The sequence below is a fragment of the Pseudomonas sp. WS 5011 genome, assembly GCF_012985775.1.
Taxonomy (GTDB): Bacteria; Pseudomonadota; Gammaproteobacteria; order Pseudomonadales; family Pseudomonadaceae; genus Aquipseudomonas; species Aquipseudomonas peli.
On record NZ_JAAQXA010000009.1, the window covers coordinates 180,864 to 190,470 of the forward strand.

Consider the following 9,607-nt stretch of genomic DNA (forward strand, 5'->3'; position numbering starts at 1 on the left):
ATCTAATTCAACTGCCGGGCAGTTTACAGACCCTAGCTGACCGCTCTTGGCTGAAAACAATCCTCCCCAAATAAAAAAGCCCCATGGCAAGGAGCAACTGCCATGGGGCGGGAAGGGGTTGGCTTGGCCAACCTGGGGGAGAGTCGTTGAGCAAGTCAGGCGTTAGGCTGCCACCCGCCGCCGAGGGCCTTGTAGATGGCGACAATGCCGCGATACAGCTCAACTTCCGCTTGGGCCTGGGCGTCTTCGGCGCTCAGGCGTTCGCGTTCGGCGTCGAGCAATACCAGAAAATCCACTTCACCTTCGCGGTAGCGCACGCGGGCTTGTTCGGCAGCGGCGCGGCTGGCGTCGGATTGGCGTAGCAGGGCGAGCAGGCGTTGTTGACGTTTGCCGTAGTCGCTAAAGGCGTTAGCCGATTCCTCCAGAGCCAGTAGCACCTGTTGTTCATAGTTGGCCAGCGCGCCATCGGCTTCTGCTTCGGCGCCGCGTAGACGGGCACGCACGCTGCCTAGGTCGAAGGCGGCCCAGCTGATGGTCGGTGCCACGCCCCAGGCCTGGGCGGCGGAAGCGCCCAGCTGCGAACCACGCCCGGCGGTAAAGCCGAGGAAACCGGACAGGCTGACCCGCGGGAACAGGTCGGCGGTGGCCACGCCGACATTGGCGGTGGAGGCTGCCAGTGTGCGTTCGGCGGCGCGGATATCCGGACGGCGGCGCAGCAGCTCGGCCGGATCGCCAATCGGCAACGCTTTGGCGATCACCGGCAGCGGCTTTGCCGACAGATCAATAGTCAGTTGCTCCGGCCGCTGGCCGAGCAGGGTGGCGATGCGGTTGCGCGCCCGTGCCTCCTCGGCCTGCAGTTGCGGCAGGCTGGCTTCGGTGGCAGCCAGGCGGGCGTCACTGCGCAGCACATCCAGTTCGCTGCCGATACCGGCGTCGCGCAGTTGTTCGGTGAGGGCGCGTGACTGGCTCTGATTCTTCAGGTTGGCGCGGGCGATGCGTTCGCGCAGTTGCGCGCCGCGCAGGCTGCCGTAGGCATCCACCAGTTCGGCGATCAGGCTGACCTGCAGTTGCTGGTAATCCGCTTCGGCCACGTCCAGCTCGGCATCGCTGGCTTCCAGTTGGCGCTGGATGCGGCCAAACAGATCCAGTTCCCAGAGCATGTCCAGACCCAGGTCATAACGCTCGCCGCGCACGCGCTGCTCGGTGACGCCGGGTTGCTGGGCTTTGCCGAATTCACCACTGGCGCGGCTGGTGACGGTCGGCAACTGATCGTTGCCAATATCATCACGAATGGCCTGGGCCGCCCGCAGGCGGGCAAAGGCCACGCGCAGCTGGCGGTTTTCCTCGAGCGATTGTTGCACCAGTTGGTTGAGGATCGGGTCATCGAACTGCTGCCACCAGCTGACTTCGAAACGCGAACGGTCGAAGCTGCTGCTTTGCGCGCTGCTCAGCTGGGCATCTGCGGTTTGCGGGGGCTGGTAGTCCGGGCCGACAGCGCAGGCTGTCAGCACCAGGGTTAACAGGCTGAGGGCCAGCGGCTTGGCGTTAAGGGACTTCATGCCTGCACCTCCTGCAAACGCGCGGCCTTCTGTGCTTCGCGTTTCTCCACGAAACCGCGAATCAACACATAAAACACCGGGGTCAGCAGCAGGCCGAAGAAGGTCACGCCGAGCATGCCGCTAAATACCGCCACGCCCATGGCATGACGCATTTCTGCGCCGGCGCCGGAAGACAGCACCAACGGCACCACACCCATGATGAAGGCGAAGCTGGTCATCAGAATCGGCCGCAGACGCAGGCGACAGGCTTCCAGCACCGCGCTGAAGCGATCCATGCCTTCTTCCTGTTTTTCCTTGGCAAACTCGACGATCAGGATGGCGTTCTTACAGGCCAATCCCACCAGTACGATCAAGCCGATCTGGGTGAAGATGTTGTTGTCGCCTCCCGCCAGGATCACCCCGGTGATAGCCGACAGCAGGGTCATCGGCACGATCAGGATCACCGCCAGTGGCAGGCTCCAGCTCTCGTACTGGGCCGCCAGTACCAGGAAGGCCAGCAGCACGCAGAGCGGGAAGACGAAGATTGCGCTGTTACCGGCCAGAATCTGCTGGTAGGTCAGGTCGGTCCATTCGAAGCTCATGCCGTTGGGCAGTTCTTCCTTGAGCAGTTTGGCCATCGCCGCTTCGGCCTGACCGGAGCTGTAGCCAGGGGCTGCCGCGCCGTTGATTTCGGCGGTGAGGAAGCCGTTGTAATGCATCACCCGATCCGGCCCGGAACTGGCGCTGACTTTAAGGAACGCTGACAGCGGCACCATTTCCCCGCGGTTGTTGCGCACCTTGAGCTGGCCAATCTGCTCCGGTTCCAGGCGGAACTGTTGCTCGGCCTGCACGTTGACCTGGTAGGTACGGCCAAAGCGGTTGAAGTCGTTGGCGTACAACGAGCCCAGGTAGATCTGCATGGTGTCGAAGATGTCGCTGATCGCCACGCCGTGGGTCTTGGCCTTTTCGCGGTCAATGGCGGCATCGATCTGCGGCACATTCACCTGGTAGCTGGTGAACACCGACATCGGATCCAGCTCCGGCAGCGTGCGGGCCTTGGCGATAACGTTCTGGGTTTGCACGTACAGCTCGTCATAGCCCAAATTGCCACGGTCCTGCACCTGCAGGCGGAAGCCGCCGATAGTACCCAGGCCCTGCACCGGTGGTGGTGGGAAGATGGCGATATAGGCGTCCTGGATCTCGCTGAACTGGGCGTTCAGCTCGGCCGCAATGGCGGTGGCGCTCATCGACGGATCACTGCGCTCATCGAACGGTTTCAGCGGGGTAAAGACGATGCCGCTGTTCGGGCTGTTGGTGAAGCCGTTGATTGACAGGCCAGGGAAAGCCACGGTGTTTTCCACACCGGGGTGCTTGCCGGCGATTTCCGACATTTTCTTGATCACGTCTTCGGTGCGGTCCAGGGTCGCGGCATCCGGCAGTTGGGCGAAGGCGACCAGGTATTGTTTGTCCTGCGCCGGTACGAAACCGCTCGGCGTGCTGGCAAAGCCCAGGTAGGTCAGCCCCATCAAGCCGGCGTAGACGAACAGAGCAATACCGCTGCCGCGCAAGACGCGTTTTACAGTACCGACATAGCCATGGCTGGCGCTGTCAAACAGGCGGTTGAATGGGTTGAACAACCAGCCGCCAAACAGTTTGTCGAGCACCTTGGAGAAACGGTCCTTCGGCGCGTCGTGGCTTTTCAGCAGCACGGCCGCCAGGGCAGGGGACAGAGTCAGTGAGTTGAAGGCCGAGATCACCGTGGAGATGGCGATGGTCAGCGCGAACTGCTGGTAGAACTGTCCGGTAAGCCCGGAAATAAACGCCGTGGGAATAAACACCGCGCACAACACCAGGGCCGTGGCCACGATCGGCCCGGTGACTTCCTTCATTGCTTGCTTGGTGGCCTCTACCGGGGTTTTGCCCAGGCCGATATTCCGTTCAACGTTTTCCACCACCACGATGGCGTCGTCCACCACGATACCGATGGCCAGCACCAGGCCGAACAGCGACAGCGCGTTGAGCGAGAAACCGAACATATGCATCACGGCGAAGGTGCCGATCAACGACACCGGCACGGCGGCCAGCGGGATGATCGAAGCGCGCCAGGTTTGCAGGAACAGGATCACTACCAGCACCACCAGGATGATGGCCTCGAGCAGGGTATGCACCACCGCTTCAATGGAGCCACGCACGAAGATGGTCGGGTCATAGACAATTTCGTAGTCCACGCCCTGCGGGAAGCTCTGTTTTAACTCGGCCATGCGGGCGCGCACCGCATCAGAAATCTCGATGGCGTTGGAGCCAGGACGCTGGAACACCGGGATGGCAACCGCCGGCTTGTTGTTGAGCAAGGAGCGCAGGGCGTACTGACTGGAGCCCAGTTCAATGCGTGCGATGTCTTTCAAACGAGTGATTTCACCGTTTTCACCGGCGCGAATGATGATGTTCTCGAACTCTTCCTCGCTGACCAGACGGCCTTGGGTGTTGATCGACAGCTGGAAGCTGTTGCCAGCGTCAGAGGGTGGCGCACCGAGCGAGCCGGCAGCGACCTGGCGGTTCTGCTCGCGAATGGCATTGACCACGTCACTGGCGGCCAGGCCCCGTGACGCGACCTTGTTCGGATCGAGCCACACGCGCAGCGAGTAGTTGCCCAGGCCGAACAGCTGTACATCACCCACGCCATCCAGCCGTGCCAGCTCGTCCTTGACGTTGAGCGCGGCGTAGTTGGACAGATACAGCATGTCGTAGCGGTCGTCCGGCGAGGTCAGGTGCACAACCATGGTCAGGTCGGGCGAGGCCTTGTCGACGGTCACGCCAAGGCGCTGCACTTCAGTGGGCAGGGTCGGCATGGTGCGCGTCACGCGGTTCTGCACCTGCACCTGGGCTTTGTCCAGATCAGTACCGAGGGCGAAGGTCAGGGTCAGAGTCATCTTGCCGTCGGCCGTGCCCTGGGAGGACATATAGAGCATGCCTTCCACCCCGGTGATCGCCTGTTCCAGCGGTGAGGCAACGGTTTCACCTATCACCTTGGGGTTGGCGCCGGGGAAGGTGGCGCGCACCACCACGGTGGGCGGCACGACTTCCGGGTATTCGCTGATCGGCAACTGGAATAGCGAGATGGCCCCGCCAATCAGGATCAACAGTGATAGCACAGTGGCGAAGATCGGCCGCTGAATAAAGAATTGCGAGAAGTTCATCAGAAAGTCCTCGGACGCCGGTGCGCCAGGCCCTATCGGCCACGCGCGCCCTACGAATCAGGTTGTCGGGTAGGGGCGCAATGCGCCCCAGGCGTCATTTCAGCCGCGAGGCTTGCCGTTGTGGGTGTCCTGTTTGGCGACCCGTGGCGCATCGCGCTCATCGACTGACTGACGCAAGCGCAGCAGTTGGGCGAGGGTGGCCTCGTCGGCCATCGGCACGCTCTGCGGATCGACCGTGGAACCGGGGAAGGCACGTTGCAGGCCGTTGACCACGATCTTCTCGCCCTTGGCCAAGCCCTGGCGCACGATGCGCAGGCCTTCCAGCTTCGGCCCCAGCTCAATGGCGCGGTATTGCACGGCATTGTCCTTGTCGAGCACCAGGACGAACTTCTTGCCCAGGTCGGTGCCGACCGCTTCATCCTTGATCAGCGCGGCAGCGTACTGACCGCTGCCAACCAGCTTCAGGCGTGCGTACAGGCCTGGCGTAAAGCGGCCATCACGGTTATCAAACACCGCGCGGCCACGGATGGTGCCGGTCTGCGGGTTAACCTGGTTGTCGAGGAAATCCAGCTCACCCAGGTGCGGGTGGCCGTCTTCGCTGGACAGGCCCAGGTAGACCGGGCTGGCATCGCGGGTTTGGCCGCCAGCCTGGCGCGCCAGCTCAACATATTTGAGGAATACGCGCTCATCTGCATCGAAATAGGCGTACACCTTGTCAGTGCTGACCAGGGTGGTCAGCAGGCTTTGCCCGGCATTGACCAGGTTGCCTTCGGTGATTTCCGCACGGCTGACGCGGCCATCAATCGGCGCGGTAACCCGGGTAAAACTGAGGTTGAGGCGAGCGTTATCCAGTTCCGCCTGGATACCGGCCACAGCCGCTTTGGCTTCGGCGGCGGCGCTGGCGCGGGCATCAGCCAGTTCGGCAGAGATGGCGTTACTTTGGCGCAGGCGTTCGCCGCGATTGGCTTCACTTTGCGTGCGCGCCTGGCTGGCACGGGCCTGTTGCAGCTGAGCTTCGAAGCGTTTGACTTCGGCCTGGAACGGCCGTGGATCGATCTGGAACAACAGATCGCCTTTCTTCACCAGGCTGCCTTCGGCAAAGGCAACGTGATCAACAAAACCGGACACCCGTGGGCGGATCTCGACCGACTCAGGTGCTTCCAGGCGCCCAGTGAATTCATCCCATTCGTTGATCGGTTGTTCGATGACTTCTGCCACGCTGACTTTTGCAGCAGGCATCTGCTGTGCAGTTTCCGGCGCTTTTCCGCATGCACTCAAAACCAGCACTGCGGCAAGGGCCAAGGGGAAATGCCAGCGATTGTTATTGGACTGTTCCATGTGTGTATCCGCCCGAGGGTGTTGTGATGGGGCGGAGTCTGCTGCGCGCTCTGGCGTGGAACGAATCGAATGCCGCGAAGGTGACTATCATCGTGAATGATGATGAATGGGCTTCTATCAATTTCAACTATGTGAACAAAGTGCCCTGAATGCGCTTTTGCTGCAGTGCTGGGTTTACTCCAGGCTGTCCGGATCACCGCAGAACATCTGGATGCGCGAACGCAGCCAACGTTCCGCCGGGTCGTTGTCCTGGGCGCCACGCCAGGCCATATGCAGCTCGAAAGTCTGCGTCGGCAGTGGCAGTTCTTCGGCGCGTACCCCGCCTGCAGAGGTCAGGGCGGCTGCGGTGTAATCCGGCACGGTGGCCAGAATATCGGTGCCGGCGAGCAGGGTACCCAGGCCGTTGAACTGGGGCAGGGCGAGTACTACGCGACGCTTGCGCCCCAGTTTTTCCAGTTCGGTATCGATAAAACCACCCAGATCGCCCGCAAAGGACACCAGCGCGTGCGGCCTGGCGCAGAAATCATCCAGGCTCAGTGCACCCGGTGCGGTATCGGCACGTAGCAGTTTCGGTTTACTACGGCGCAGTACTTTGCGCTTGGCATTGGCCGGCAACTCTTCGGTGTAGGCAACGCCCACGGAAATCTCCCCGGAGGCAAGCAAGGCCGGCATCAGCAGGTAGTTGGTGCGGCGAATCACCAGCACCACGCCGGGGGCTTCAGCGCGCAGGCGCTTGATCAGCGGCGGTAAGAGGCCAAACTCAACGTCATCCGACAAACCGATGCGAAACACTGCGGTGCTGGTGGCTGGGTGGAAATCAGCCGCACGGCTGACCGCCGTGGAAATCGAATCCAGCGCCGGCGAGAGCAGGGCGGCAATCTCCATGGCGCGGGCGGTGGGCTCCATGCTGCGCCCCGTGCGCACGAACAGCGGGTCATCGAACAGGCTGCGCAGACGGGCGAGGGCAGCACTGATGGCCGGCTGGCCGAGAAACAGTTTTTCCGCCGCACGGGTGACGCTGCGTTCATGCATCAGCGTTTCAAAGACGATCAGTAGATTGAGATCGACGCGGCGAAGATCGTTACGGTTCATCCGGTGTCCATTCTGGAGTGGCTGCGTTTTTGCGCCCGAATCAGGCTAATGCCGAATGCTGTCGCCAGGCAATATGCACGGCGAAATGATGTGTGCGTGACTCATCATCATCGACAAGCATGGTGAATATCAGCCCTGAGCGGTGGAATTGCTGGCAAAGCCCGGATAAAGTCCGTGGCCATAAGAGGTCGCCACGGCTGTATCGCGCAGAAATGCTGAACAGCTGCCACGACCTGAATGGGTCAACCGAAGAGGTTTGCGATGTCCCGCATAGTGCGTTTCCACGAATTTGGTGAGGCCGATGTCCTCAAGATCGAAGAGCGTCAAGCACCGGCGCCCGCCGCAGGTGAAGTGCTGGTCGGTGTTGAAGCCTTAGGTGTCAGCTGGTACGACGTGCTCTGGCGGCAGAATCTGGCCAATACCCCAACGCAATTGCCGGCAGGCCTGGGCCACGAACTGGCCGGCGTGGTGCTGGCCGTCGGCGATGGCGTGACTGATTTGGCTGTCGGTGATCGAGTAGCAAGCTTCCCGGGGCACAGCGCCAACCGTTATCCCAGTTACGCCGAGCACGTGGTATTGCCACGCAGTTCCTTAGCGCGTTACCCGGATAATCTGACCGCGCAGCAAGCTGCCGTACACTATCTACCATCGATGGTCGGCTGGTTCGGTTTCATTGAACTGGCGCGTTTGCAGCCCGGCGAAACCGTGCTGGTAACGGCCGCAAGCCGCTGCTGGGGCCCGTACATCGTGCAGATGGGCAAAGCTCTGGGCGCCACGGTCATTGCGGCGACAGCCTTTGCCGAGGACAGCGACTTTCTCAAGCAGCTGGGCGCAGATCACATCATCCTCACCGAGGAGCAAGATTTGGTCAGCCGCGTCAGCAAACTGACCGATGGCCGCGGCGTCAACGTGGTGATGGATGCACTTGGCGGCCCGCAGATGTGCCTGCTGGGCGACGCCATCGCGCCGCGCGGTCGACTGATTCTGTTCGATCTGCAAGGCGGCAATGAAACGCCATTCCCAGCCTGTGCGGCGTTCCAGAAGAACATTCAATTCTTCGTGCATTGCATCGGTAACTTCACCGGCAAGGAAGAGCTGAATATCCCGCAGGATGCAGTGGCCGTGGCCAAGGCTGTGCAAGGCATCAATCAGCTGACAGCAGATGGTTTGCTCAAGCCATTGATCGACAAGGTTTACAGTTTCGATAACGTGGTCGAAGCGCATCGTTATATGGAAACTTGCCCAAGCCGTGGTCGTGTATTGCTGGATCTCGGCGCGCGTTAAACATAACTCACATTGTACGAAGCCCGGATTAGGGCGAGAGCGGTGAATCCTAGGCGGTTGTCGAGATTAGCTAAAGGCGCGCATGAAGTAAGTAATTGAAAAATATAAGTAATATTTCTAGGCGCTCTCATCATAGCGTTGAATTTTGAAATTTCCGCATATTTAACTAAATTACTGAATACTTCCGCATTTTTTGTTATGGGTGTTGCCATGCAAAAAATAAGCATAAGCCCGGGCGCTTTAGTTCTTGCAGGGAATAAAAGATTAGAAATTATTGCATCGACCTCTCCAAGCAAGATCGAGGCTAGAGATGTCATCTCTGGCGAAACAGTTTTTATTTCGCCAGGAGAAATAGAGTTTGAACTAAAAACGCCTCTTCATTCAGGTAGTGAAACGTTCCAGGCAGAAGCAGAGCTCGCCATAAGGGATTCAGATATAAAGTTGGCAACTGATCGTTTCAACGTATTAGCCCCTTTAAAAACCAAGCAGTTTCTCTCTAAGCAAGACGTAGAGCAATGTAGTTTAGCGCTTGGGCTTAGTGCCTCTCAGATTCGAAGGCTTTTCGCGCAGCTAGACATGAAAAAAGGGCCGGAGAGCTTAATTCTAAAAAGACGCGGAAGAACGAAAGGCGTCAAAATAATCGGGGCGGATGTAGAAGATATCATCCAACAGGTCATTGATGAATACTATGCGGGGCCTGGCGCGACCGTAGAGCGTGTTATACAGAAAGTAAAAGAACAGTGTTTGACTCTTTCCCTAAAAGCGCCGAGCTCAGCTACGATAGCAAATCGGGTAAGAGAGCGTAAGCCCCGCGAATTGCTTGCAAAAAAATCCGGAAAAAAAGCGGCTCGCCAAGCTTATGCTGTCCGTGGAGAAAAAGTACAGCCTGAAGCTCCTCTTCAATTAATCCAGATAGATCACGCACTAGTTGATTGCATTATTGTTGATGATCAGCGAATACCTCTAATGCGTCCATGGATAACAATTGCCATCGATGTGTATACGCGAGTGGTGCTTGGTTTTTACTTATCACTGGGCGGCCGCGAAAACTGAGTGCAACACCTGACCTTTCCGGTACGGTGCTGCCCCTATGTCCTATTCCGAACTCAGCGTTGAAGAGCGCGCGATCATTCAGCTCAGTCAAGCTCAAGGCTTCAC

Annotated in this window: 6 protein-coding genes; 2 read left to right on the plus strand and 4 right to left on the minus strand. The window is 59.4% G+C overall.

The genetic code is table 11. The features are described 5' to 3' along the window. Nucleotides 1–155: 155 nt before the first annotated feature. The 4 genes from HBN63_RS12250 to HBN63_RS12265 all read right to left on the minus strand — a co-directional run bounded on the left by HBN63_RS12250 (nt 156) and on the right by HBN63_RS12265 (nt 7,165). Nucleotides 156–1,559, minus strand: coding sequence for a TolC family protein (locus HBN63_RS12250; protein ID WP_170049601.1), 1,404 nt, complete (start codon nt 1,557–1,559; stop codon nt 156–158). Further along, nucleotides 1,556–4,735, minus strand: a complete 3,180-nt coding sequence (locus HBN63_RS12255; RefSeq protein WP_170049602.1) for an efflux RND transporter permease subunit — start codon at nt 4,733–4,735, stop codon at nt 1,556–1,558. Before HBN63_RS12255 ends, HBN63_RS12250 begins: the two co-directional genes overlap by 4 nt. Nucleotides 4,736–4,834: 99 nt before the next feature. Then, on the minus strand, nt 4,835–6,073 hold the full coding sequence (gene mexE, locus HBN63_RS12260) for a multidrug efflux RND transporter periplasmic adaptor subunit MexE (protein ID WP_170049603.1): 1,239 nt from the start codon (nt 6,071–6,073) through the stop codon (nt 4,835–4,837). A 174-nt stretch (nt 6,074–6,247) separates the two neighbouring features. Next, the gene (locus tag HBN63_RS12265) at nt 6,248–7,165 is read right to left on the minus strand and encodes a LysR family transcriptional regulator (protein WP_090253805.1); all 918 of its coding nucleotides are present in this window, start codon (nt 7,163–7,165) and stop codon (nt 6,248–6,250) included. Nucleotides 7,166–7,426: 261 nt separating this feature from the next. Between HBN63_RS12265 and HBN63_RS12270 the strand changes: the two genes are divergently transcribed. Together HBN63_RS12270 and HBN63_RS12275 are read left to right on the plus strand one after the other, a co-directional pair. After that, nucleotides 7,427–8,449, plus strand: a complete 1,023-nt coding sequence (locus HBN63_RS12270; protein WP_170049604.1) for a zinc-dependent alcohol dehydrogenase family protein — start codon at nt 7,427–7,429, stop codon at nt 8,447–8,449. A 138-nt stretch (nt 8,450–8,587) separates the two neighbouring features. Next, nucleotides 8,588–9,502: a hypothetical protein gene (locus HBN63_RS12275; protein WP_170049605.1), complete on the plus strand. Its 915-nt coding sequence runs from the start codon at nt 8,588–8,590 to the stop codon at nt 9,500–9,502. The last annotated feature ends 105 nt before the right edge of the window (nt 9,503–9,607 follow it).

What these genes read in the sequence shown, in the direction of transcription:
- HBN63_RS12250 (WP_170049601.1), bottom strand. Translation starts at nt 1,559, where the DNA reads ATGAAGTCCCTTAACGCCAAGCCGCTGGCCCTCAGCCTGTTAACCCTG.
- HBN63_RS12255 (WP_170049602.1), bottom strand. Translation starts at nt 4,735, where the DNA reads ATGAACTTCTCGCAATTCTTTATTCAGCGGCCGATCTTCGCCACTGTG.
- mexE (WP_170049603.1), bottom strand. Translation starts at nt 6,073, where the DNA reads ATGGAACAGTCCAATAACAATCGCTGGCATTTCCCCTTGGCCCTTGCC.
- HBN63_RS12265 (WP_090253805.1), bottom strand. Translation starts at nt 7,165, where the DNA reads ATGAACCGTAACGATCTTCGCCGCGTCGATCTCAATCTACTGATCGTC.
- HBN63_RS12270 (WP_170049604.1), top strand. Translation starts at nt 7,427, where the DNA reads ATGTCCCGCATAGTGCGTTTCCACGAATTTGGTGAGGCCGATGTCCTC.